The sequence below is a fragment of the bacterium genome (assembly GCA_017744355.1).
GTDB lineage: Bacteria > Cyanobacteriota > Sericytochromatia > S15B-MN24 > UBA4093 > JAGIBK01.
This window is the reverse complement of record JAGIBK010000001.1, coordinates 297160-321525: the sequence shown is the minus strand read 5'-3', so window position 1 is coordinate 321525 and position 24366 is coordinate 297160. Positions and strand designations below refer to the sequence as shown.

The following is a 24366-nucleotide window of genomic DNA, read 5'->3' as shown; positions in this document are numbered from 1 at the left end:
AAGCCCGAGGGGCTGCGGGCCGGCATGAAACGCACGGCCAACCCGCAACGAAAAGCGGGCCGGGGAATTCCCCGGCCCGCTCGTATTGGGTCTACTTGGCGGTGAAGGTCACCGACGCCGAGGCGGCATCGTTGTCCGAGACGATGGTGAAGTCCTGGAGGGTCTTGGCGTTGACGACCACGGGGACGACCTTGGTCTCGGTGACCTTGTACTCGCTGCTCAGGAACTTCTTCTTCTTGAACTCGACCTTGACCTCGGCGACGCGCACCACGGTGTCCACGTTGTAGAGGCTGCCCTTGACCTCGAAGGCGCCCGAGCCGGTGACGCGGGTGGCGAGGTTGTACATGGCGATGGAGTTCACCGAAGGAGCCGGAGTGGGGGTCGCGCTGGGCGAGGGGCTCGGGGTGGCCGAGGGGGTGGCAGGCTCCTCGATGGGCTTCACCTTGAGGTCGCCGTCGACGACTTCGAGGTCGAAGTAGAGGTTGCCGTTGGGGTTGTCGATCTCGGTGTCCGCGAGCTTGAGGCTGAGCTTGAGGACGCTGGACTTGCCCGCGATGACGGTGGTGTTGCCGGTGATCGAGCCGATGACCTTGCCGGCCGCATCCTTGGCCGTCGTCTTGACGGTGTAGGCGCCAGGAGCAAGCTCCTTGAAGCTCACGCGCTTGTCGGTCGGCAGGCTCGTCTTGGTGAAGACCTGGCTACGGGGCGCCGAGAGGACGCCGCTCGAGATCTCGAACTCGTAGGTCGCCACGTCGGCGGCCGTCGCCTGGGTGCTGTAGCCGTTCTCGGAGAGGTTGAAGACGATGTCGCCGGTCAGCGCGACGGGCGAGATCACCGCATCCTGCTGGCTGTTCGCGAGCAGCGAGGGGTTGAGGCCGCAGCCGGCCACGGCGAACAGAGCGGTCATGGTCACGAGGGGAAGGATGCGAAGGGCTTTCATCGGGGATCGGCCTCCTGTATTTAATTAACATTTAAAGAAACGAAATCTATTTTTTAATTATAGCAAATCTCCCCTTAAACCTTGCTTAGAAATTTCGAAAGACGTGCGTTCCCTTGCCGCGCCTGGCCGGATCGGGCAGAATGAAAGGATAGAAGGAGCATCGCATGGCAAATCCTCTCATCATCACTTGCTGCCCGGTCGGCGCCGAGATCACCCGCGCCCAGCACCCTGGCTTCCCCTACACCCCTCATGAGATCGCGCGCGAAGCGATCGGTGCGGTGAAGGCGGGCGCCTCGATCGTTCACCTGCACGTGCGTGACGACGACGGCACCCCGAGCCAGGACCCTGCGCGCTTCGCCGAGACGATCCGCCTCATCAAGGCCGAAGTGGACTGCATCATCCAGATCTCGACCGGAGGGGCCGTCACCGCGACCGTGGACGAGCGCCTCCAGCCGGTGCGCGAGCTGAACCCGACCCCCGAGATGGCCTCGCTCACCATGGGCACGGTCAACTTCGGCGACGAGGTGTTCTGGAACCCGCCCAGCCTGATCGAGACCTTCGCCGGCGAGTTCACCAAGCGCGGCATCAAGCCGGAGCTCGAGATCTTCGAGCCGGGGATGATCCACAGCGCCATGAAGCTGCTCAAGAAGGGGATCCTCCAGGGCCCCCTCCATTTCGATTTCGTGCTCGGCGTGCCCGGCGCTTCGCCCGGTACCCCCAAGGCCCTCATGCACATGATCGAGTCGATCCCCGCGGATGCGACCTGGACGGTGGCCGGCGTCGGCGCCGCCCAGCTCACCCTCGGCATGATCGCGATCGCCATGGGCGGCCACGTGCGCGCCGGCTTCGAGGACAACCTCTACTACCGCAAGGGCGAGCTCGCCGAGTCCAACGCCCAGCTCGTGGCGCGCATGGCGCGCCTTGCGGCCGAAGCCAACCGCCCGGTGGCGACCCCCGACCAGGCCCGTGAAATCCTCAAGATGCCCATCAGGAGCCATGCGTAAATGACGACCGTCGTGAAGACCAACCCCTTCGGCACCCACCGCGTTCTCGCGCCCGCCAGCGCCCTGCCCTACTCGGCCCAGAAGCTGGACGTGAACGGGCCCACCCGCGAGACCGAGATTCGCATCGAGGTCGAGGCCCTGAACGTGGACTCGGCGTCCTTCACCCAGCTCGCCGAGGAGACCGGCCGCGACGACGCCAAGATGCGCGCGCGCCTGATGGAGATCATCTCCGAGCGCGGCAAGATGCACAACCCGGTCACCGGCTCGGGCGGCGTCCTCATCGGCCGTGTGGCCGAGGTGGGTAGTTCGCGCACGGATCTTGCGGTCGGCGATCGCATCGTCACCCTCGTCTCCTTGACCACCACCCCGCTCTTCCTCGAGTCGATCGGCGACATCGACTGGAACGCGCACCAGGTCAAGGTCGTGGGCCGCGCCTTCCTCTTCGAGAAGAGCCTCTTCGCCAAGATCCCGACCGACCTGCCCGAGAAGCTCGCCATGTCGGTGCTCGACGTGTGCGGCGCGCCCGCGCAGACCGCGCGCCTGGTCAAGCCCGGCATGAAGGTCGTGATCCTGGGTGCTGCGGGCAAGAGCGGCATGCTCTGCTCGTGGGTGGCCGCGGACCTCGCGGGTCCCGAGGGCCAGGTCATCGGCATCGTGCCGACCAAGGCCCAGGCCGACTTCCTCAAGAAGATGCCCAAGGCCATCGAGGTGGTCGAGGGCAACGCGCTCGACCCGGTGGGGACCTACGAGCAGGTGGGTGCGCTCACGAACGGCGCCTACGCGGATCTCGTGATCAACTGCGTCAACATCGCGAACACCGAGATGGCGAGCATCCTCGCCTGCCGCAACCACGGCAAGGTGTACTTCTTCAGCATGGCGACCTCGTTCCAGGGTGCTGCTCTGGGCGCCGAGAGCGTCGGTCAGGACGTGGAGCTGCTCATCGGCAACGGCTACGCCGAGGGCCACGCGGACTACGCCATCGACCTGGTGCGGAAGAACCCCGAGCTGCGGGCGATGATCGAGGAAGTTTCCAAGGGATAAGGTTACTGGGGGACTCGGAGCGTTTTGAGCCCCCCACCCCTAGCCCCGCCCCACCGGGGGGCAGGGAAAACAAGTAGAACGAGGCGAACCGTGAAGGAAATGACCAAGCCGAAGGAAACCACGATGGCCGACAAGCTGGCCGACCTCAAGCGCCGCCAGGAGGCGACGCAGCAGGGCGGCGGAGCGGCGGCGATCGCCAAGCAGCACGAGCGCGGCAAGCTGACCGCGCGCGAGCGGCTCGAGCTGTTGCTCGACCCGGGCACCTTCGTCGAGACGGATCGCTTCCGCACCCACCGCTGCAACAACTTCGGCATGGACCAGAAGAAGGTCCCCGGCGACGGCGTCGTCACCGGCTACGGCAAGATCGACGGCCGTTTGGTCTACGTCTTCAGCCAGGACTTCACGGTCTGGGGCGGCAGCCTCGGCGAGGTCTTCGCCGAGAAGATCTGCAAGATCATGGACCTCGCGGTCAAGACCGGCGCGCCGGTCATCGGCCTCAACGACTCGGGCGGCGCCCGCATCCAGGAGGGCGTCGAGAGCCTCGCCGGCTACGCCGAGATCTTCTGGCGCAACGTGCAGGCCTCGGGCGTGGTTCCCCAGATCTCGGCCATCATGGGCCCCTGCGCGGGGGGTGCCGTGTACTCGCCGGCCATGACCGACATCATTGCCATGGTCCAGGACACGAGCTACATGTTCATCACCGGTCCGGACATCGTGAAGACGGTGACCGGCGAAGAGGTGACCCAGGAAGAATTGGGCGGCGCCGGCGTCCACAACCGCACCAGCGGCGTGGCGCACCTGATGTACCCCTCGGAAGAGGAGTGCATCCAGAATCTGCGCTACCTGCTCTCGTTCCTGCCCTCCAACAACCTCGAAGAGCCCCCGGTGGTCCCCACCGCCGACCCGGCCAACCGCACCGAGCAGGCCCTTCGCAACATCATCCCCGACCAGCCCAGCAAGCCCTACGACATGAAGGAGCTCCTGGGCCTGGTGGTGGACGACGGCGAGCTCTTCGAGCTCCAGCCCCACTTCGCGCCGAACATCATCACCACCTTCGCCCGCCTCGGCGGTCAGACGGTGGGCATCGTCGCCAACCAGCCGAGCCACATGGCCGGCACCCTGGACATCAACGCCTCGGTCAAGGGCGCGCGCTTCGTGCGGTTCTGCGACTCGTTCAACATCCCCATCATCACCTTCGAGGACGTGCCCGGCTACTTCCCCGGCAAGACCCAGGAGTACGGCGGCATCATCCGCCACGGCGCGAAGCTGCTCTACGCCTACTGCGAGGCGACGGTCCCCATGATCACCGTCATCACCCGCAAGGCCTACGGCGGCGCCTACGACGTGCTCGGCTCCAAGCACATCCGCACCGACGTGAACCTCGCCTGGCCCTCGGCCGAGATCGCGGTCATGGGCGCGGAGGGCGCGGTCAACCTCCTGTACCGGCGCGAGCTCGCGGCGGACCCCAGCCAGCGCGACGAGCTGATCGCCGAGTACCGCGATCGCTTCGCCAACCCCTACGTGGCGGCCGAGCGCGGCTTCCTCGACGACGTCATCGACCCCGCCGAGACCCGTCCCCGCCTCATCGACGCCCTGCAGATGCTGCGCAACAAGCGCGTCGAGCGCCCGCGCCGCAAGCACGGCAACATCCCCCTGTAGCCATGGCGACGGAGCAGCAGATGGCGGCGATCGCCGCGGCGCTCTCGGTCTACCTGGAGGCCGAGGTCAAGATCGAGATCGCCAAGCCCGTGAACCCCTGGGGCCTCGCAGCCCGCCTCGAACAGGTCGGCGCGGCGATGGGCATCCACGCCCGGGACCAGTTCCCCACCCGGGTGTAGGGACGAAAACACACCAACAAGCGACATCCCCCTTCCATCTCTGGAAGGGGGATGTGTCGTAAGGGGCTCAGCGCTTCGCGGGCAAGGGCTCGTAGGGATGAGCGTTCGTGAGGCGGGCCTTGATCTCGCTCAAGGGCAGGCTCTCCTCGATGCCCCAGGGGTTGTTGAAGTAGAGACGGCCCCCTTGAATGCCGGTCGCAAGCACCATGTGCCCGCCGTGGATCTCGCCGTCGGCGTCGCGCTCGCCCCACTTGAGGCCGATGGGCACGGGGCTGCCCGCCTTCGTCTGGGCGTCGATCCGCGAAATGATGTCGTCGAGCTTGTGGGTGTAGATAGTGAGCTTCTCGACCTTGCGGCCGGTCAGAGCATTCAGGACCTCGCCGATCTGGATGGGGTCGAGTCCGTCGAAGCCCCGAGAGTTCTGGTCCTTGGCGTTGTCGTAGGTCGCATTCGGACCGTTCCCAAGCTCGATCAAGGCTGCCTGCCAGAGGCGGCTCGATGCGCTGCGGCTGCTGCCGTCGGGGCGCTCGGTACCCGGCACCCGGCCGATCTCGGTGCCGCCTGCGAGGCGCACCCGCCCCTCGGGGCTGGCGAGGCCCGAGACCACGCGCACGAGCTCCGCAGGCTCCTTGGTGGCCCAGAGGATCTGCATGGTGGCCGGCGCGCAGGTGTTCTTGTTCTTCTGGTTGATGGCCGAGGGGATCGCAAGCTCCTGCACCAGATCGCTGATCAGCTCGGTGCGCTTGAGACCACTCGCGAGCGGCTGCTGCGCGAGGCGGTCCAGAGCGCCGAGCAGGTCATCACCCGCATGGTTCTTGCGGCTGCTGGTAAGCTTGCCGTCCACGAGCAGGGCCTGAAGCGCGAGGCGCCCCTGCGGGTCCTGAGCGGTCAGGGACTTGAGGCGGTCGTACTGCTGCCGACGAGTGTCGTCCAGCGCGGCGAGGGCCGCCTTCTCCTCGGGGGCGTTGGCCGCGAGGAGCTTGTTGGCCTTGGCCGCGCTCGCCTGCGTGCCGTTGACGTCGTAGGGATCCTGATGGATGCGGCGAAAGCCCTTGTCCTCGCCCTTCTCGCTCACCCAGACGCTGCGGGCCTCGCGCAGAGCGCGATCGGAAGTAGGCCGTGCGCTCCCCTCGAAGCGATCGCCCGTACTCGCAGGCATCGGCTGAGGCTTGGGAGACGGCGGGGTGCTCACCTGCGCCTCGGGACGCGAAGGCTGCGGCGTAGCGATGGATCGGCTGGCGTGATTGACTTTCATGGAATCCCTCGCAAGGTTAGGCCATGGGAGTTATACCCCCGACGGGCGTGGGACTTGCGAAGGGCGGCTTGCAGAGACTTGCAAGCCGGCGTCTAGATCATGGAGCGTTTGGGCCTCAGACCGACCGTCACGTACAGGGTTCCCAGGCTCAGCTTGAGCGGCATGACCATGGCGCGGATGCCGTACCAGGCGGCCATCACCGACCCGCCCATAACGACCGAGGGAGGCGTGATGTCCGAGACCGCGCCCGACTGGCTTAGGAGCACGGTCGCGTTCCCAGAGATCATGTTGGCGAGCTCGCTGAGCGCCGAGATGGCCATCTCGTCCAGGTACTTGACCTCTTCCATCATCATGGCCCCGGCGATGGCATGGGCGCTCGCCTTGTCCATCCCGTAGGCGATCTGGCCCGTGACGCCGCCGGTCAGGCCGATGATCGCGTTCACCTGCTGCAACTGGAGGGTGGCGCCGAGCTGGAAAGTCGGTGTACCACGCACGGGCTTCTCCCCGAGCAGCTGCTCGAGGACCATCTCAGCCGCTTGGCTGAACGCGCGGACGTAATCCAGAGAGGAAACGGAACTCATGCCCTGCCTCATTGCAAGCGATACCGTTCCACTATAGCCCTAACGCCGAAAGTCCTAACCGAAGACATCGTGAGGATCTACTGCTCCTGACTGGCGACGATGACCACGTCGATGTCATGGGTCGCATGCAGGATAGTGTCGAGGATCGGCGGCTTGAAGAGCGCCCCGAAACGCGATCGCCGCGACTCGCCGAGCAGAATGAGGGTGATCTGGTGCTCGGTGGCAAAGCGCGCGATCGCTTCCCCCACATCCGGCGCTTGGATACGGGCCGACTCGGCCTCCAAGGTCTCGGCCAAGCTGAAGTTCTGCGCCAGGATCCGTTCTTCGTCCTCGGTCGGTTTGCGGTCCTCCACGAAGAGCACGCTCAGCTCCGCGTTGAGGCGGTCCGCAAGGCGCGCCCCGCGCCGGATGAGACGCTGTGCCTGCACGGTCGGCGTCAGGCACAGCAAGACCCGCTCTTGGATGCCCGCGACCTCCTTAGCCTTGCCGATGTCGGCGCGAACCGCCTCCAAACGCTCGTCCACCTTGTCGGCCACCTCGCGCAGCACCATCTCGCGCAGGGCCGTCAGGTTGTGCGTGGTGAAGAAATTACCGAGCGACTGCGCCACCTTGTCCTCGGCATAGATCTTGCCGGCGCGCAAGCGCTCTTGCAGTGCCTCGGGCGAGATGTCCACCAGCACAAGCTCGTCCGCATCCTCGAGCACCGAGTCGGGGACCGTCTCGTGGACCTTGATGCCCGTGATCCGCTCGATGATGTCGTTGAGGCTCTCGATGTGCTGGATGTTGAGGGTCGAAATGACGGGGATCCCCGCCAGCCGGATGAGCTGCACGTCCTCGTAGCGCTTGGCGTTCAGCGAGCCCGGCGCGTTGGTGTGCGCGAGCTCGTCCACCAGCACCAGCCCGGGCCGCCGCGCGAGGACCCCGTCCAGGTCCATCTCGGTCAAGGTCGCGCCTTTGTAGGTGAGGTGGAGGCGCGGCACCAGCTCCAGGCCTTCGAGGAGCACGGCGGTTTCGTGACGGCCGTGGGTCTCGACGTAGCCCACCACCACGTCCTCGCCCCGCGCCGCGCGTTCGTGGGCCTCGCGAAGCATGGCATAGGTCTTGCCCACGCCAGGGGCCGCTCCGACGTAGAGCTTGAGATGGCCTCTGCGCTTGGCTGCACGCTGCATGAGCGCCACCCGTGGCACAGTCGAGACCTGCGCCTCTTTCGCCGCCTCCTCGTCCGCAGCGTTCCCTTTGCGGATCAAGCGCCGAAGCACGCGCGTGGCCTTCGCGAGGGTCAATGGCGACTGCTCGGTTAGATCGGCGCCGGCGCTGATGAAGGCCGCCGGATCGTTCCCATTGCCCGGCGGCAGCAAGACCACCAAGAGGACCTCACGGGACTCCGGGTGCTCGCGGATCGCGCGCAGGTCCGCCAAGAGCTGCTCGCGCGCAAGCAGGGTCGCATCGTAGACCGTCAGCAAGGTATCAGCCCGCGCGGCCATGGACGCCGCCCAAGAGAGCTGGGCGGGCCGGTACGCCTCGATGCCGAGGTTCGAGAGGGCTGTGGTCATGGCCTCCGCGTCGGGCCCCTCGGACATGGCAAGGACCGCGCGGGGTTCCTTGAAGGATTTCATCTATCCCTTTCCAGCGAGGGCCAGGTTGAGCATCAGGACGTTCACCCGAGGCTCACCGAACAGGCCGAGGGCGCGATTTTCGGTCGATTTTACGATCAGCGCCTCCACTTCGGAAAGGGACAACTGCCGCGCGGCAGCAACCCGAGGGGCCTGGAAGCGCGCAGCAGCCGGTGTGATGTGCGGATCCAGCCCCGACCCGGACTGGGTCAGAAGATCCACCGGTACCGGCAGCGCTGCGACGTCCGGGTTCTCGCGCCTGACGCTTGAGATGTCGGCCTTAAGGCGCTCGTAGAGGGTCTTGCTGGTGGGGCCGAGGTTGCTTGCGCCCGAGGCCTCGGCCTTGTAGCCGATGCTCGACACGCGGCCCTTGAACCACTGAGGCCCCTCGAAGCGCTGGCCGATGAGTTCCGAGCCGGCAACCGCGCCGTCAACCGTGATGAGGCTGCCGTTGGCCTGCCGAGGGAAGAGCAACTGAGCAAGGCCTGTCGTGATGAGGGGGTAAAGGATGCCGCAAAGCACGAAGGTGACGAGCGTCAGCCTGAGGGCAGGAGCGAATTGCCGGGACACCATGGAGGCCTCCTAGACAAAGAGCGCGACCGCGAGGTCGATGAGCTTGATGGCGATGAAGGGGACCACGAGCCCGCCGAGCCCGTAGATCATCACGTTGCGAAAGAGCATCTGGTCGGCGGTGAGCGCGCGAAATTTCACGCCTTTGAGCGCCAGCGGGATCAGCGCCGGGATGATGAGGGCGTTGAAGATGAGGGCCGAGAGCACCGCGCTCTGGGGGCTGTGCAGCCGCATGACGTTGAGGGCCATGAGCTCGGGGACCCCCAGCACGAAGATCGCCGGGATGATGGCGAAGTACTTGGCCACGTCGTTTGCGATCGAGAAGGTGGTGAGGGCACCGCGGGTGATGAGCAGTTGCTTGCCGATGGCCACCACGTCGATCAGCTTGGTAGGGTCCGAGTCCAGGTCCACCATGTTGGCGGCCTCCTTGGCAGCAGGGGTCCCCGAGTTCATGGCGAGGCCCACGTCGGCCTGGGCGAGCGCCGGTGCGTCGTTGGTCCCATCCCCCGTCATGGCGACCAGCTTGCCCTTGCGCTGCTCGTCGCGGATGAGCCGGATCTTATCCTCTGGCTTGGCCTCGGCGAGGAAGTCGTCCACGCCCGCCTCCCGGGCGATGACGCGTGCGGTGACGGGGTTGTCGCCGGTGCACATGATGGTCTTGATCCCCATCTGGCGCATCCGATCGAAGCGCTCTCGCATGCCCGGCTTGATGGTGTCCTTGAGGTAGACCACCCCGTAGACCTCGTGGCCCACGACGACCGAAAGCGGCGTGCCGCCGAGTTCGGCGACCTTACGGACCGCGAGGTCGAGCTCGGCCGGCGCCTTGCCGTCGCGCTCGGCTACGTAGCGCTTGATAGCATCGGTTGCGCCTTTGCGAATGGATAATCCCGGCAGGTCGATGCCGCTCATACGGGTCTCGGCCGAGAAATCGAGCCCCTCGCCCTGATCCCACTCGGGACGCTCCTTGACGCCGAGCCGTACCGCAAGGGCTACGATCGAGCGGCCCTCGGGGGTCGTATCGAGCCACGAGCTCGCCATGGCCGCCTCGGCCAGGTCTTCGAGGGGGCGGTTCCCCACCGGCAGGAACTCGGCCGCCATTCGGTTGCCGTAGGTGATGGTGCCGGTCTTGTCGAGGATGAGGGTGTCGATGTCGCCCGCTGCCTCGACGGCCTTGCCCGACATGGCGATCACGTTGAACTGGGCCACCCGGTCCATGCCGGCGATGCCGATGGCCGAGAGCAGGCCGCCGATGGTGGTCGGAATGAGGCAGACCAAGAGAGCGATCAGGGTCGCCACGTCCACCGGGCTCTTGGAGTAGAGGCCGAAGGGGGCGAGGGTGACGGTGACCATCAAGAAGATGAGGGTGAGGACCGCGAGCAGCACCGTGAGGGCGATCTCGTTGGGGGTCTTCTGGCGGGCGGCCCCTTCGACCAGGGCGATCATCTTGTCGAGGAAGCTCTCGCCGGGGTCCGCCGAGATGCGAATCACGAGCCAGTCCGAGACGACCTTGGTGCCGCCGATGACCGAGCTTGCGATGTCGGTGCCGGGCTCCTTGAGCACGGGGGCCGACTCGCCGGTGATGGCCGATTCATCGACGGTGGCGACCCCCTCGATGACCTCGCCGTCGCCGGGCATCATCTCACCGCGCTCGACCCGGACCACGTCGCCCTTCTTGAGCTGGGTGGAGCTGACGTCTTGGTAGCTGCCGTCGGGCTGGCGGCGGTGGGCGACGGTGTCGCCCTTGGTCTTCTTGAGGCTATCGGCCTGGGCCTTGCCCCGACCCTCGGCCACCGCCTCTGCGAAGTTCGCAAAGAGCACCGTGAGAAAGAGAATCAAAGCGATGGCGCCGTTGTAGGCGGCACTCACCTTGCTCGGACCGAACAGGTCCGGCTTGAGCGTGAGCAGGAAGGTCAAGACGGTGCCGAGCTCCACCACGAACATGACCGGGTTGCGCATCATGACGCGAGGGTCGAGCTTCTTGAAGGCGTCGCGGATCGCGCGCTGGTAGAGGCCGCTTGTCTCGGCCTTGGGGGTGTGACGCCGCTCGCCTCGCGGGGTGTGGGCTTGCGTCTTGCGCTCGGAAGTCAGCGGAGTCGTCATGGATGGCTCTCCTTAGCCTAGAAGGTCCTGCCCGCGCGCATGGCGAGCTGCTCGGCCACGGGCCCCAGCGCCACGACGGGGAAGAAGGTGAGCGCGCCGACGATGAGGATGATCGCAAGCCAGATCGCCCCGAAGAGCGGCGTGTCGGTCCGGAGGGTGCCCGGGCCTTCGGGCACGTGAGGCTTGCTCGCCAAGGAGCCTGCGATCGCAAGCAGGGCGATGATGCTGACGTAGCGCCCGAAGAGCATCACCAGGGCGATCGAGAGGTTGTACCAGGGGGTGTTGGCGTTGAGGCCGGCGAAGGCCGAGCCGTTGTTGGCGGCCCCCGAGGTGTAGGCGTAGAGAATCTCGCTCAGGCCGTGGTAGCCGGCGTTACCCAGCGACGAGAGGCCGAAGGGCGCAATCACCGCGATCGCCGCCGGCACGAGGATGATGAACGGGTGGACGAGCAGCGCGATCGCAGCCAGGACGATCTCCTTCTGCTCGATTTTCTTGCCCAGGAACTCGGGGGTGCGGCCGACCATCAGCCCCGTGAGGAAGACGGCGAGGATGCCGTAGAGCACGAAGTTCATGAAGCCGACGCCCTTGCCACCGAAGACGTTGTTGAGCATCATCTGGGCGAGCGGGACGAAGCCGCCCATGGGGGTCAGGCTGTCGTGCATGGTGTTGACCGAGCCGGTCGTGAAGGCGGTGGTAACCGCAACGAACAGGGCGCTCAAGGCTTGACCGAAGCGAACCTCCTTGCCTTCCATGTTGCCGCCCGCCTGCAGCAGGCTAGGAGCCTGATCGAGGCCCAGCCTCGTGAGCATAGGGTTGCCCGCCGTCTCGGCCCACGAGACCACGGACAGGAAGACGAGGAACATGGCGCCCATGGCGCCGAAGACGACCCTGGCCTGCTTATGGTTGCCGAGCATCTGGCCGAAGGCGACAACCAGGGCCATGGGCAGCGCCATCATGAACAGGAGCTGCAGGACATTGCTCGCAGGCGTCGGGTTCTCAAGCGGGTGGGCCGAGTTCTGGTTGTAGTAGCCGCCCCCGTTGGTACCCAGGTGCTTGATGGCATCAAGCGAGGCCACGGGCCCGCGCGGAATCGTCTGAGCGATACCTTGGGGACCTACGGCTTGGGCCGAGGGCGCGAGAGTCTGCGGCACCCCTTGGAAGACCAGGAAGAGAGCCCCAACAAGTGAGAGGGGCAAGAGGATGCGGCTGATGACCAGGACCATGTCCTCGTAGAAGTTGCCCATGGTGGTGCGGCCGATGATGCCGCGGATGAAGGCGATCGCCACGGCGAAGCCCGTGGCGGCACTGGTGAACATGGGGAAGGTGATGGCGCCCATCTGGCTGAAGTAGCTGAGAGTTGCCTCGCCGCCGTAGCTCTGCCAGTTGGTATTGGTAATGAAGCTCACGGCCGTGTTGAAGGCCTGCAAGGGTGCCATCCCGGAGAGCCTGAGGGGGTTGAGGGGCAACGCCCCTTGCGCGAGCAGGATGAGGAGGATGAGAAGCGCCATGAGGAAGTTGGTCACGAGCATGGCCGCGGCGTATTGCCGCCAATCCATGCCGGGCGCCTCGCCCCGGATGCCGACCAGGCGCAGCAAGGCCCGCTCGAAGGGAGCGAACAGCCAATCGAACCTGGTCGGCTTGTGGTCGAAAACGTCGGCCAGATAGAGACCGAGCGGGTACGCGACGGCCAGGGCCGCGATCAAGACCAGAGCCACCTGCATGAGGAAGGCGGACGTCACGCTGAAGCCCCTCTTGCGGCTAGAAGCATTCGGGATGGAGCATGACGTAGGTCAGATAGATCCCGACGGCCACGGCGAGCACCAGGATCACGAGCGAGCCCGGCATCAGTGATGGCCCTCCATTTCCTTGCGCTTGGTCGCAACCAGATCGCACCAGGTGACGAACCCATCACACAGCGCATAGAAGGCGAAGACCAGAGCAAAGCTTCCAAGGATCAACAGGCGTTTTCTCCTTTTCCCGCACCGTCGGCTCTCATCAGGGCTAAGGGCGGAAGCCCCCTAGGCCAGACTCGCCCCAGCGGCTGCTCTTGCCGTGTGATGGCGGGTCCTGGGCGACTATGGTAGGATGGCGCTGCCTCATCCCCGTTGCTTTTATAGGCTGCCGAGCCTCGCAGAGGGGCGATCGGGGCACGGGAACTTTTGCCCGTTTTCCTTGTCCAAGCATTCTTGCCGTCTCTTGGAGGCGGCCAGCATGCCCCACCGATCCACGCACCGATGGAGGAACACCTTCGACATGATTGTCGTCGAGAACTTAACCAAGCGGTATGCCGATCGCCCGGTGGTCCAGGACGTCTCGTTCCACGTCAAGAAGGGCGAGATTCTGGGCTTCTTGGGGCCGAACGGCGCCGGCAAGTCGACCACCATGAAGATGCTCACCGGGTACTTGACGCCGACCAGCGGCAAGATCACCATCGGGGGCTTCGACATGGCGACCGATCCCCTCAAGGCCAAGGCCCTCATGGGCTACATGCCTGAGAACCCGCCGGTCTACCCCGAGATGAGCGTCAGGGACTACCTGGCCTTCGTTGCCCGCCTGCGCGGCGTCGAGGGCTCCAAGGTCAAGGCCGCCGTCGATACGGCCATCGCCAAGTGCTGGCTGACCGAGGTCCCCAACAAGCAGATCGGCCACCTGTCCAAGGGCTTCCAGCAGCGCGTGGGCCTCGCCCAGGCGCTGATCCACGACCCGGCGATCATCGTCCTCGACGAGCCGACCAACGGCCTCGACCCCAAGCAGATCATCCAGATCCGCGAGCTGATCAAGGGCTTCGCCCACGACCACACGGTCATCCTCAGCACCCACATCCTGCCCGAGGTCCAGAACACCTGCCACCGGGTGCTCATTATCAACGGCGGCAAGGTCGTGGCCGAGGGCGCTCCCGAAGCGCTCGAATCCCAGCTCAAGGGCGGCAGCCGGATCCACGCCGAGGTCCGCGGTCCCAAGGCCGAAGTGCTCGATCGCCTGAGCAGCCTGCACGGGGTCACCAGCGCGGACGCCAAGCTCCACAGCGAGCAGCTGCTCTCGATCACCCTCGACACCGCCGGTGATGCGGACCTGCGCGAGCGGGTCGCCGCCGAGATCGTGGGTGCCGGCTGGGGCCTGCTGGAGCTGCGCGCCGTCGGCCTCTCGCTCGAAGAGATCTTCCTCAAGCTGACGACCACCGACGCCGCCGCCGACCACAAGGAGGAAGTAACCACCCATGGGTAAGATCTGGGCGATCGCCGGGCGCGAACTGCGCTCGTACTTCGTGTCTCCCCTGGCCTACGTGGTCGGGGCCCTCTTCCTGCTCGTTTCGGGCTACCTGTTCTCCTTGATCCTCTTCGGATCCCGCGAGGCCAGCATGCGCGGCCTGTTCGAGAACCTGGCCGTCGTGTTCCTGCTCATCACCCCCGCGCTCACCATGCGGCTCCTGGCCGAAGAGCGCGCCCGGGGCACGGTCGAGCTGCTTCTGACGGCGCCGGTGCGCGATCGCGACATCGTGATCGGTAAGTACCTGGCCGTGTGCCTGTACCTCCTCTTCCTGCTCGGCTTGACCCTCATCTACCCGGCGATCCTCGCCTGGGTGGGCAAGCCCGACTGGATGCCCATCCTCTCGGGGTACCTGGGCATCTTCCTCCTGGGGGCCTCGTTCATGGCGGTCGGCCTTTTGGCCTCGTCGTGGACCAGCAACCAGGTCATCGCCGCCATCTCGACCTTCGCCATCAGCCTGATCATCTGGCTCTTGCCCGCTTCTTCGAGCGTGGTCGGCCAGCAGTTCGGCTCGGTGCTCGAGTACGTTTCGGTGCTCAGCCACCAGCAGAACCTCGGCCGCGGCATCATCGACACCACCGACCTGGTCTTTTACGGGTCCTTCATCGTGGTCTGCCTCTTCCTGAGCATCCGCTCGGTAGAGGTCTATCGCTGGAGGTAGCATGTCCACTCAAACTCCCAACCAAGACGCCAAGAACAAGGCGCTCGACCGCGCCATCACCGTCATCGGCGTGCTGGCCATCCTGCTCTTGGCAGGGGCCCTGGCCGCCTCCTACGTGCCGACGGTGCCCTTCGCCGTGATCCAGGGCGTGCGCTACGCGGGCTTCGCCTGTATCGCCCTCTTCGTGATCGGCTCGATCGTCCAGAACAAGGACTTCCTGGCGGATGTCGCCAAGAACCGCACGACCCAGAACGGCACCAAGTCGCTCGTCACCACCGTCGCGATCCTCGTGATCATCGGCGTGCTCAACTGGTTCGGCACCCGGATCCACCACCGGATCGACCTGACGAGCAACCAGCAGTTCTCCCTGTCCGAGCAGTCCAAGAAGATCGCCAAGGGCCTCAAGCAGGAGCTCAAGCTCACGGCCTTCATCCGCGCGGGCGACCCCCAGGGCCGCCAGCTCAAGGACCTGATGGCCGAGTACGGCTACCAGACCGACAAGCTCAAGCTCGAGATGATCGACCCGGACCGCGAGCCTGGCAAGGCGAAGCTATTCTTCCAGTCGCACCCGACGGCCTCCCAGCGCTTCAACGTGCTGATCATCGACAATGGCACCAAGCTCACCGAGGCCCAGAACGTCAGCGAGCAGGACGTGACGGCGGCCATCCTCAAGGCCACCCAGACCGAGACGATGAGCGTCTACTTCCTCCAGGGCCACGGCGAGGCCGACATCGACGGCTTCCAGCAAGACGGCCTGAGCCAGGCCAAGCAGGCGCTGGAGAAGCAGAACTACAAGGTCCAGAAGCTCAGCCTCTTCGAGACCAAGAACGTCGTGCCCGACGACGCCAGCGTGCTGGTGGTCGCCGGTCCCCAGAAGCCCCTGATGCCCCAGGAGCTCGCCGCCCTCGACGCCTTCGTCAAGCGCGGCGGCAAGCTGTACGCCATGCTCACCGCGGGCGCCGACTCGGGCCTCGAAGGGCTGCTTGCCAAGTACGGCATCACCCCCCAGAAGGACCTGGTGGTCGATCCGCGCGCCAACCTCTTCGGCGACGCGGCCGCTCCGGTCGTCCAGACCTACCCCTCTCACGTCGTCACCCAGGGCCTGCGCCCGACCATCTATCCGGCGGCTCGCTCGCTCGACATGGCCGAGAAGGCGCCCACCGGCGTCACGCTCACCAGCCTGGTCGAATCCAGCGACATGAGCTTCGGCAAGCGCAACCTCCAGGACCGCAGCGCCGAGTTCAACCCCTCGGTGGACAAGAAGGGCCCGCTCAAGCTCGCGGTGGCGGCCGTCCTCGACGCCTCGGCGTCGACCAAGCCCACCCGCATCTTGGCGGTCGGCAACGCCCAGTTCGCCGGCAACGGCTACTACACGGGCGCGGGTAACGGTGACTTCTTCCTGAACGGCGTCAACTGGCTCGCCGAGCAGGACAACCTGGTCTCGATCCCCCCCAAGACCAACGAGCCCAAGACCCTGTTCCTCACCGGCCAGCAGCAGAGCACCATCTTCCTCGCGACGGTGGCGGGCGCTCCCGCGGCGATGCTCTTCGCGGGTGGCCTGGTCTGGTGGCGCCGGAGGCGGTCGTAATGAACTGGAAGGGAACGCTCGCACTCGCGGCGGTCGCCGGCGGCCTCTTGGCCTACGCCTACTTCGTCGAGGCCAAGAAGGACGCCCCTCCCGCCCAGGACACCACCGAGGTCAAGCTGTGGGACGCCAAGAAGGACGCGGCGCTCAGCCGACTTCTGATCGAGGACGCCTCGGGCCATAAGGCCGAGTACGTCCGCAAGTCGGAAGCCGACGGATGGCGCTACGCCCCTCAGGCGACCCACTCGCTCGAGACCTTCAGCTGGGACAACCCCTACGAGAACCTGGCGGCCTTCACGGCGGAGCGCAAGGTCGAGGACAAGGCCACGGATCTTGCGGCCTACGGCCTCGACAAGCCGACGCTCACGATGGCCCTGGGGGATGCGAAGAAGCCCGAGCGCTACAAGGTGCTCGTCGGGGGCAAGAGCCCCATGGACGGCGCCTCGTACTACGTGCGGGTCAACCAGGACCCGGCCATCTACCAGGTCAGCTCCTGGAAGGTCGACGGCTGGCTCAAGCTGGTCTCGGCCCCCCCGGTGGCGACCCCGTCGCCCGCCCCGGATCCGGCGGCAAGTCCCGCAACGGACTCGTCCCACGCCCACTAGGCCTTCGAGGCCTCACGAATCGCCCCCTTCGGGGGGCGATTTTTTGTTCACGCCGCATCATCCGGCAAGCATTGGTCTATAAGAGAGGTAGCACGCCATGCGTCGGCAGGAGGGGAAGCCATGGACTACACGATCAAGCGGGGGGATACCCTCTCGGGCCTTGCGCAGCGCTACAAGACGAGCGTCGACAAGCTCGCCCAAGACAACCAGATCAAAAATCCCGACCTGATCCGCGAGGGCGCGACCCTGCGCATCGAGACGCAGGAAGAGGCCAAGTCCGCCACCCCGGCAGCCTCTGCGCAAGAAACGGCCAAGCCTGCGGAAACGTCCAAGACGGCAGAAACCGCCAAGCCCGCCGAAGCGGCCAAGACCGTCGAGGCCCCAAAGCCCGAAGCCGATAAGCAAGCCATCAGCCCCCTTGCGAGCGAGAGCGTGCGCGCAAGACCCGCCGAGGATCTCGCCGAGACCCGGCAGCGCGTCGATGCCAAGCTGGCCGAAGCCGAGACAGCGCCCGACGACGCCCCCGCGCAAGTGGCATCCACTCAGGAAGCCGGCGAGGCAGCCTCGCCCGCTCCGGCCGAGAAGGCCGAGGCACCCCGCAAGAGCTGGTGGGACAAGCTGGTCGACGGCGGCGAGAAGGTCGTGGCCGATACCTTCGGCAAGCTGCCGCTGATTGGCGGCCTCTTCAAGTTTCAGAGCCAGGTGGTAGGCGGTGCCCTCAAGGCCGCCGGCGACATGGTCGGGGGGATCTTCAACGCCATCGCCCATCCCATCCAGACCCTCAAGGGCCTCTGGAGCCTGGCGGCTCACATCCCCTTCAGCCCGCCGAACTTGCTCCACGTGGCGAACCAGGCCCTGCAAGGCAAGAACGCGAGCGAGATCCTGGCCGAGGAAGGCGAATACCTCAAGGGGGCGTGGAACGCCCTGACCTCGGGTTATCAGCAGAGCATCCAGGAGGGCAAGTACGGCGAAGTTCCAGGCCGTCTGCTCGTCGATGTGGGCTCCTTCCTGATCGGCGCGGGCGAAGCCAACGCCGCGGCCAAGGGCGTCTCCGCCGCCGCCAAGGTCAGCGAGGCCGCAGGCGCAGCCGGCAAGGCCAACGTGGTCGCCAAGGCGGGCGAAGCAGCGAGCGTGGCGGGCAAAGCGGCAGAAGCGGCGAGCACGGCTAGCAAGGCAGCGGAAGCAGCCAGTGCGGCCGGCAAGGCCGCAGAGGCTGCGAGCGCGGCAGGCAAGGCCGCAGAAGCGGCCAAGGCCTCGCGGCTGGCTCGGATGGGCGAGGCCATCAAGGGCTCGTCGGTGGGCAAGGCGACCTCCAACGCGGGCAAGCAGCTCGGGAACATGGGCGACGCCTTCAAGCTCAAGGGCGCCAACCTCACGCTGGGCGAGATCGGCGCGCTCACGAGCGAGAGCGCCAAGGCCATCGGCCAGGTGGGGGCCGAACTCGCCCGCACGGCCGCGCGCATGCCCAAGGCGATGCTCGAGCAGGTGAGCGTCCTCGGCGAGCGCGTGGCGCTCCTGTCCGAGCGGGCCGTCTCTGCGGCCAAGCTGAGCGGCGAGGCGGCGGTGAAGGCCTACCGCACCATGGCCACCGAAGCCCGCGCAATGGCCCACGAGCTCGGCGAGCTGGCCGCCAAGACCGGCGACGTGACGCTCGGCGAGCTCGCCACCAAGTTGACGGAGCAGGCAACTCATTTCGACCGCGTGGCCCTCTCGTCGGACGTGCTGCGCGGGATCGAGGGCGGCCGCACCGCGCTCGAAAACTAGGAGGGGGTCATGTCGCAACTGGAGTTCGCGCGCCTGGTCCAGCAAGGAAACGCCGCAAGCCAAGCCGGTGACCTCGACGGGGCGATCGCCTGCTACCGCGAGGCACGGCGCCTGAGCCCCGACAACCCCAACGGCCCCCTGCTGCTCGGCGCGGCCCTCGCCCTCAAGGGCGATGCGCGGGCGGCCGTCGAAGCGTACCGGGAAGCTAGCAGGCTGCAGCCTGCCAGCGCGAAGGTGCGGCATGCGCTCGGCGAACAGCTCGCAAAGCTCGGCGACCTCCAGGGCGCCGCCGCCCAGTACCAGGAGCTCACCAAGCGCGCCCCCGATAGCCCGCTCGGATGGTTCCTGCTCGGCGAGGTGCGCCTGCGCCTGGAGCAGGCCGACGCGGCCCAGGCAGCGCTCGAAAAAGCCATCGCGCTCGCGCCCGACTTCGCCCCGGCCCTGAACCTGCTCGGGCTTTCGCTCGGCCTGCTGGGGCGCGGCGACGAGGCGATCGCCGCCTTCGAGCAATCACTCGGCGCGCACCCTGCCGATGCGGCGACCCGCCTGAACCTCGCCAATGCGCTGCTTGCGGCGGATCGCCCCGAAGACGCCCTCGCGCACTACGAGCGCCTCGAAGGAGCGCATGACGGGCTCGTGCCCTTCGGGCGCGGGAGCGCCCTTGCCGCGCTCGGCCGTGATGCGGAAGCCGTTGCCGCCTTCGAGGAAGCCCTCACCCTCAGACTCGGCTGGAGCGAGGCTCACCAGAACCTGGCCTGGCTCCACGGGCGCAACGGGCGCCTCCAGGAAGCCGAACACGAACTCGACGCCGTGCTGCGCGAGAATCCTAACGACTTCATGGCGCACCTGGGACGCGGCATCGCCGCTGCCGAGCGCAATGACGCGGCAGCGGCCAAGCAAGAGGCCCAGACCCTCCTGATGATCCTCGAGGAAGCTACGACGGGGGCATGAAGCTCTGGTCGCCCAGGGCGAGCACGTCACGGAAGTTGAGCACCAGCTCGTCCGTGAGCCCGCCGTCGGTGGACGGGTCGAGCACCGCCTCGTGCACGTCGATCGAGTCGTAGGAGGCGGCGATCCCCACGAACTCTTCCGGGGTCACCAGCTCCACGATGTCCGCGGGCGCGAGGTCGTAGGCGTTCACGAAGTCCCGGGCGCGATCGACGCTGGTGAAGAGAACCCCCAGGGCCTCGCCGTCGGACAAGGCCAGCATGGTCAGGGAATCGTCCTCACCCAAGACCGTGTAGAGCTGGTCAATGTTCATCACCGTGCTCATCGCTCACCTCCCCCTGTTCGATGCCCGGGGTCGAGTCTGTGCGATCGCTCGGCGGAAGTCACCAGTCGAATGAGAGAAGCCCCCAGCGAAAGAGCCCCCCGACACCGGGGAGCTCTCGATGGGCAGGCGAGCGCGCTACCAGAAACTCGACTTGCCGCGTCGGGTCGTCGAATCGTGGGCGCGACCGCGATCGGCGTACTGGTCGCAGCGCAGCTCGTGGATGGGGCGCGAGAGGCCCATCCGGCTGCCGGTGATCGGCTCCTCCTCGACGGTCTCGACGGGCGCGGGCTTCTGCTTCTTGAAGACCTTCTGCCCAAAGCAAGTGGGGCAAAGGCCGCGAGACATCTGATCGCTGAAAGTCTTGCCGCATTCGAGGCAATTGGTCAGCCCACCCAGCATCTGCGCTCCTCCTCAGTCAAGCCGCCCCTTTGGCGGTTCATCCCTATTATCGACGCTTGAGGCCCTCGGCTTGAGTGGGAGCCTCAATAAGGCCTACTCCCTCTGCCGCGGGCGTCACGAGCAGCGTGGCCACGCGCCCCGTCTCCGCCTGATACCGCTCGCACACCTCGCGCTCGAAAGCCTCGAGCGCAGGCCGCGCCACCAGGCTCACGATGCAGCCGCCGAAGCCCGCACCGGTGAGCCGGGCGCCCAGCACCCCGGGCACGGCCTGCGCCAGTTCGACCAGGCGATCGAGCTCCGGGGTCGAGACCTCGTAGTCGTCCTTCAAGCTCTGGTGCGAGCGATTCATCTGGGCGCCGAAGGCGGCGAAGTCACCGGCTTCGAGGGCCTCCACGCTCGCTTGCACCCGCGCGTTCTCGGTGATGACGTGGCGCGCCCGTCGGCGGATGAGGTCGGAAAGGCGCTCAGCGACCGATAAAAAGGCAGCCTCGTCCACGTCGCGCAGGCTCGAAAGCTCAGGCCGTTCGAGCAGCTCGGCCAAATGCACAACCGCCGTGCGGCACTCCGCACGGCGCGCGTTGAACTGGGAGTCCACCAGCCCGCGCTTGACGCCCGAATCGACGATCGCGATGGCGAGGTCCGCGGCATCCAGGTGCAGCGGGACGTTACGGTAGTCGAGCGAACGGCAATCGAGGAAGAGGGCGTGATCCTGCTTGCCGAGCGCCGAGATGAACTGGTCCATGATGCCGCACTGGACCCCGACGAACTCGTTCTCCGCCTTCTGCCCGAAGAGCGCGATCGCACGCCCTCCAAGGCCCAAGTCGAAGCAGCGATCGAGCAGGGTGCCCGTCGCGACTTCCAAGGCCGCGCTGGAGCTGAGGCCCGCGCCGAGCGGAACATTGCCCTCGAAGACCAGCTCCAGCCCGCCCAGAGGGTGGCCCGCTTCGAGCAGTACGCTGAAGACCCCGCGCAGGTAGTTGCTCCAGGTCGGCGCCCCGGGTGCTTTCGGGACCTCGGCGATCGCCTCCAGGGAGAAGGTGTCGGCCTGCTGCAAGTTGTTGGCGTAGAGGCGCACCGTCCGGTCGTCTCGGCGCCGCGCGGCGATCACGACCTCGCGGTCGATGGCCACCGGGAAGACGAAGCCCTCGTTGTAGTCGGTGTGCTCGCCGATCAGGTTGACCCGACCGGGGGCGCGCACCATCCACTCGGGCGCATCGCCGAACCGGTCGACGAACGCGGCGTGGACCCGGGCGATCTGGTAGTCGAGCAGCTCGCTCATGGGGCGCCTCCTCTTCAGGCCTGATGGACGAGCCGGCCCCCCACGAAGGTGGCCCGGACGTCCAGGTCGTGCGACAACAGGACGAGATCCGCGAGATAGCCCGGGGCAACCCGGCCCAGGTGGGAGAGGCCCAGCGAGCGCGCGGGCACGTCGCTTGCCATGGCGATGGCCTCGTGCAGGGGCACCTTCACCATTTGGACCATGTTGCGCACGGCGCGATCCAGGGTGATGACCGAGCCTGCGATGGTACCATCCGCAAAGCGTGAGGTGTGGCCGTCGAGGAAGGTCGTCTGCCCCCCCAGTTCGTACTCCCCGGGCGGCAGGCCCGTCCCCCGGACCGCGTCCGACACGAGCATCAGCCGCTCGGAGCCCTTGCAGCGGTAGGCGATGGTCAGGCCCGCCGGGTGGACGTGTTCGAGGTCCGCGATGACCTCGGTAAACAGAGCATCGCAGACGAGGCCCGCCCCCAATACCCCCGGCTCCCGATGGTGGAAGCCGCGCTGAGCGTTGCAAAGATGGGTCACCCGCGTGCTACCAGCGTCCACCGCCGAGAGCACCTGCGCGTAGGTCGCATCCGAGTGGCCCACCGAGACGACGACGCCCTGCGCGACCAGCTCCCGGATCAGGCCGTCGGCCCCATCGAGCTCGGGGGCGAGGGTCAACAGGCGGATGGTCGAGGCATGCCGCGCCAGGACCGCGCGCAGCTCTTGGTCCCCGACGGGGCGCAGACACTCGGCGGGCTGGGCCCCCTTGTACTTGGGCGAGAGGAAATTGCTCTCCAGGTGCGCGCCCAGGATCCGCGCCCCCTGCGGCGCGCCGTCACGGGCCTCGGCGACGGCCGAAAGGATGCGATCGAGCAGCGAGGCCTCGCAGGCCACGGTGGTCGGCAACCAGCTCGTCACCCCATGGTGGGCGAGGTGCCCCGAGATTTCCGAAAGGGCCTCGAGCGAGGCGTCCATGGTGTCGAATTCGAGGCCACCGTGGATGTGGGCATCGATGAAGCCGGGGGCGATCAAGGCCCCTCGCACGTCCAGGACCTCGACGCCCTCGGGGCGGGCGAGATCGTGGCCCACCTCCCGGATGCGATCGCCCTCAATCAGGACCTCGGCCCCCTCATGCAGGCCCGCGGGGGTCACGACGCTCCCGCCCATCAACACTTTCCAGGTCATGCCAGGATCTCCTCGACCAAGCGTAGGGTCATGCTCCAGGCGCGTTCCCCCATCGGCGGGATCACCCCATGCTCGCGGTACTGCCGCACCGCGAGTTCCAGGTCGTCACCAGCGCCGATGCAGGGCTCGAGGCCCAAGTTGAAGTAGGGGGCTTGGTCCTCGAAAGGCGACCAGCCACCCATGTTGAGCCAGAGGCCCAGGTGCGTAATGCTCTGCGGATCGTACTCGAAGCGCAGGGTGGTGCGGGTCTTCGGGTCGTGCAGCCCGACCCAGCCGCGCGCAGGGGCTTGTCCGAACAGCTTGACGGCGTAGCCCGCCTCGGGCCCCGGCATGGTGCTCAGGTCCAGGTGCTGCAGGAACGGCCAGCGCATGGGGGTCCCGCGCTCGCCAAGGCCTGATTCCGAGGCGCCGAACACCCGCAAGGAGGTCTCATCCGGCACGAGCAGGCGCATCCCGGGTGAGATCGCAAGGAGCGGGTGTGAGCTCCAGATGAAGGGAAAGGGAAACGGCGCGCGGTTGATGACCCGATAGTCCAGCCGCAGCACGGCCTCTTTCGGATCGAGGATCAGGCGGCGCTCGAAGCGGTAGGGAAAGCGTACCCCGTCCACGCCCATCCGAAGGCTCAGCGGGCCTTCCTGCTCACACTCCCAGCCAAGGCCCCACAGCTCGCCATGGTCCGGGATCGCAACGCCCTGCCAGGGCGCGTCCGGGAAAGGTCCCTCAGCGATCGCAGGAAAGCACTCGTCGAAGCCGCCCGAGTCGTGGTCGCGCACGTACGACGCGCCATAGGTCGGCACGCGCACGGGGAGCAAGGGGTTGTGCCAGAGCCAGTCGCGGCCCGTCCGGCGGTCTTCGAGGCGCGCGATCTTGCCGCCCGCCTCGGGGATGACCGTGAGGCTCAGGGCGGCACTGTCGAGGCGGATCGACGAAAGCGGGGCTGCGGCGATGTGAGTCATGGGGGCCTCGCGGGGGGACGGCACACTCCATTATAGCGACCGCGCGCCCCAGGCTCGCTAAGACTTCCTCGACTCTTGTCCGCCTCAGCGGCTGGGCCTATCCTCGGCTGGAGGAAGAGGAGGAAGGTGATGGCGCGAATCCAGGTCAAATGGGTCGCCGAGCGCGACATCAAGAGCTTTCCCGAGATTGCGTGCGAGCCGGGCTACTACCTCGACGTCCTGACGGGCGACATCTTCCGCAACGCGGGGCACCTCCCGGCGGCGAACCTGCGCATCCTCGACACGCACCCGGATCACGCGGCGCTCTCGCGTAAGGCCTTCTTGCTGGTGAGCCCCGTGCTCGACCTGACCATCGGGGAAATCAAGCACATGATCCAGGAGAAGTTCGGGGTCTCCCCCGCCGAGCTCGGCAAGCTCGTCTACAGTATCGATTGAAAAGCAAGACGGCGCCCCCCGAAGGGGGCGC

24 protein-coding genes are annotated in these 24366 nt (G+C 66.6%); 11 read left to right on the top strand and 13 right to left on the bottom strand.

Translation table 11 applies throughout. The features are described 5' to 3' along the window. Positions 1–91: 91 nt before the first annotated feature. Entirely contained in the window at positions 92–940 is an 849-nt protein-coding gene (locus tag J7643_01575) for a hypothetical protein (GenBank protein ID MBO9539264.1), read from the bottom strand. Between the two features lie 164 nt (positions 941–1104). On the opposite strand from J7643_01575, the gene J7643_01570 reads away from it, so the two are divergent. The 4 genes from J7643_01570 (at position 1105) to J7643_01555 (ending at position 4823) form a co-directional block, all read left to right on the top strand. After that, positions 1105–1944 (top strand): 3-keto-5-aminohexanoate cleavage protein, encoded by an 840-nt coding sequence (locus tag J7643_01570; GenBank protein MBO9539263.1) that lies wholly within the window; start codon positions 1105–1107, stop codon positions 1942–1944. Continuing rightward, on the top strand, positions 1945–2985 hold the full coding sequence (locus tag J7643_01565; protein MBO9539262.1) for an L-erythro-3,5-diaminohexanoate dehydrogenase: 1041 nt from the start codon (positions 1945–1947) through the stop codon (positions 2983–2985). It abuts the gene before it with no gap. A gap of 123 nt (positions 2986–3108) precedes the next feature. Beyond that, on the top strand, positions 3109–4644 hold the full coding sequence (locus J7643_01560; protein MBO9539261.1) for an acyl-CoA carboxylase subunit beta: 1536 nt from the start codon (positions 3109–3111) through the stop codon (positions 4642–4644). Between the two features lie 20 nt (positions 4645–4664). Next, positions 4665–4823: a hypothetical protein gene (locus J7643_01555; GenBank protein ID MBO9539260.1), complete on the top strand. Its 159-nt coding sequence runs from the start codon at positions 4665–4667 to the stop codon at positions 4821–4823. Between the two features lie 67 nt (positions 4824–4890). On the opposite strand, the gene J7643_01550 is transcribed toward J7643_01555, so the two are convergent. The 7 genes from J7643_01550 to J7643_01520 form a co-directional block, all read right to left on the bottom strand. Continuing rightward, positions 4891–6078 (bottom strand): hypothetical protein, encoded by a 1188-nt coding sequence (locus J7643_01550; GenBank protein MBO9539259.1) that lies wholly within the window; start codon positions 6076–6078, stop codon positions 4891–4893. Between the two features lie 92 nt (positions 6079–6170). Then, entirely contained in the window at positions 6171–6659 is a 489-nt protein-coding gene (locus tag J7643_01545) for a chemotaxis protein CheX (protein ID MBO9539258.1), read from the bottom strand. 77 nt (positions 6660–6736) lie between these two features. After that, positions 6737–7828 carry a universal stress protein gene (locus J7643_01540; protein MBO9539257.1) on the bottom strand — a complete coding sequence of 364 codons (1092 nt, stop codon included), beginning with the start codon at positions 7826–7828 and terminating at the stop codon, positions 6737–6739. A 447-nt stretch (positions 7829–8275) separates the two neighbouring features. After that, entirely contained in the window at positions 8276–8845 is a 570-nt protein-coding gene (kdpC, locus tag J7643_01535; GenBank protein MBO9539256.1) for a potassium-transporting ATPase subunit KdpC, read from the bottom strand. 9 nt (positions 8846–8854) lie between these two features. Further along, complete coding sequence (gene kdpB, locus J7643_01530) at positions 8855–10942, bottom strand: potassium-transporting ATPase subunit KdpB (GenBank protein MBO9539255.1); 2088 nt, start codon at positions 10940–10942, stop codon at positions 8855–8857. A 17-nt stretch (positions 10943–10959) separates the two neighbouring features. After that, a complete protein-coding gene (gene kdpA / locus J7643_01525; GenBank protein ID MBO9539254.1) occupies positions 10960–12663 on the bottom strand; it encodes a potassium-transporting ATPase subunit KdpA in 1704 nt (567 codons plus the stop codon). Between the two features lie 37 nt (positions 12664–12700). After that, positions 12701–12835, bottom strand: a complete 135-nt coding sequence (locus tag J7643_01520) for a potassium-transporting ATPase subunit F (GenBank protein ID MBO9539253.1) — start codon at positions 12833–12835, stop codon at positions 12701–12703. Between the two features lie 360 nt (positions 12836–13195). Between J7643_01520 and J7643_01515 the strand changes: the two genes are divergently transcribed. The 6 genes from J7643_01515 to J7643_01490 all read left to right on the top strand — a co-directional run bounded on the left by J7643_01515 (position 13196) and on the right by J7643_01490 (position 19775). Further along, positions 13196–14167: an ABC transporter ATP-binding protein gene (locus tag J7643_01515; GenBank protein MBO9539252.1), complete on the top strand. Its 972-nt coding sequence runs from the start codon at positions 13196–13198 to the stop codon at positions 14165–14167. Further along, entirely contained in the window at positions 14160–14870 is a 711-nt protein-coding gene (locus tag J7643_01510) for an ABC transporter permease subunit (GenBank protein MBO9539251.1), read from the top strand. The genes J7643_01515 and J7643_01510 overlap by 8 nt, the downstream gene beginning before the upstream one ends. Before the next feature lies 1 nt (position 14871). Continuing rightward, positions 14872–16458 carry a GldG family protein gene (locus J7643_01505; GenBank protein MBO9539250.1) on the top strand — a complete coding sequence of 529 codons (1587 nt, stop codon included), beginning with the start codon at positions 14872–14874 and terminating at the stop codon, positions 16456–16458. Further along, positions 16458–17060 (top strand): DUF4340 domain-containing protein, encoded by a 603-nt coding sequence (locus J7643_01500; GenBank protein MBO9539249.1) that lies wholly within the window; start codon positions 16458–16460, stop codon positions 17058–17060. The genes J7643_01505 and J7643_01500 overlap by 1 nt, the downstream gene beginning before the upstream one ends. A 120-nt stretch (positions 17061–17180) precedes the next feature. After that, positions 17181–18824: a LysM peptidoglycan-binding domain-containing protein gene (locus J7643_01495; protein MBO9539248.1), complete on the top strand. Its 1644-nt coding sequence runs from the start codon at positions 17181–17183 to the stop codon at positions 18822–18824. Between the two features lie 9 nt (positions 18825–18833). Further along, positions 18834–19775 carry a tetratricopeptide repeat protein gene (locus J7643_01490; GenBank protein ID MBO9539247.1) on the top strand — a complete coding sequence of 314 codons (942 nt, stop codon included), beginning with the start codon at positions 18834–18836 and terminating at the stop codon, positions 19773–19775. Here J7643_01490 and J7643_01485 read toward each other — a convergent pair. From J7643_01485 to J7643_01465, 5 genes are all read right to left on the bottom strand, one after another. Then, on the bottom strand, positions 19759–20085 hold the full coding sequence (locus tag J7643_01485) for a hypothetical protein (protein ID MBO9539246.1): 327 nt from the start codon (positions 20083–20085) through the stop codon (positions 19759–19761). The genes J7643_01490 and J7643_01485 overlap by 17 nt on opposite strands. Before the next feature lie 147 nt (positions 20086–20232). Continuing rightward, complete coding sequence (locus J7643_01480) at positions 20233–20496, bottom strand: hypothetical protein (protein ID MBO9539245.1); 264 nt, start codon at positions 20494–20496, stop codon at positions 20233–20235. A 46-nt stretch (positions 20497–20542) separates the two neighbouring features. Further along, positions 20543–21775, bottom strand: coding sequence for a galactokinase (locus J7643_01475; GenBank protein MBO9539244.1), 1233 nt, complete (start codon positions 21773–21775; stop codon positions 20543–20545). A 14-nt stretch (positions 21776–21789) separates the two neighbouring features. Beyond that, positions 21790–22944, bottom strand: a complete 1155-nt coding sequence (gene nagA / locus J7643_01470; GenBank protein MBO9539243.1) for an N-acetylglucosamine-6-phosphate deacetylase — start codon at positions 22942–22944, stop codon at positions 21790–21792. Beyond that, a complete protein-coding gene (locus tag J7643_01465; protein MBO9539242.1) occupies positions 22941–23900 on the bottom strand; it encodes a hypothetical protein in 960 nt (319 codons plus the stop codon). The genes nagA and J7643_01465 overlap by 4 nt, the downstream gene beginning before the upstream one ends. Before the next feature lie 129 nt (positions 23901–24029). Between J7643_01465 and J7643_01460 the strand changes: the two genes are divergently transcribed. Then, entirely contained in the window at positions 24030–24335 is a 306-nt protein-coding gene (locus J7643_01460) for a hypothetical protein (protein MBO9539241.1), read from the top strand. The last annotated feature ends 31 nt before the right edge of the window (positions 24336–24366 follow it).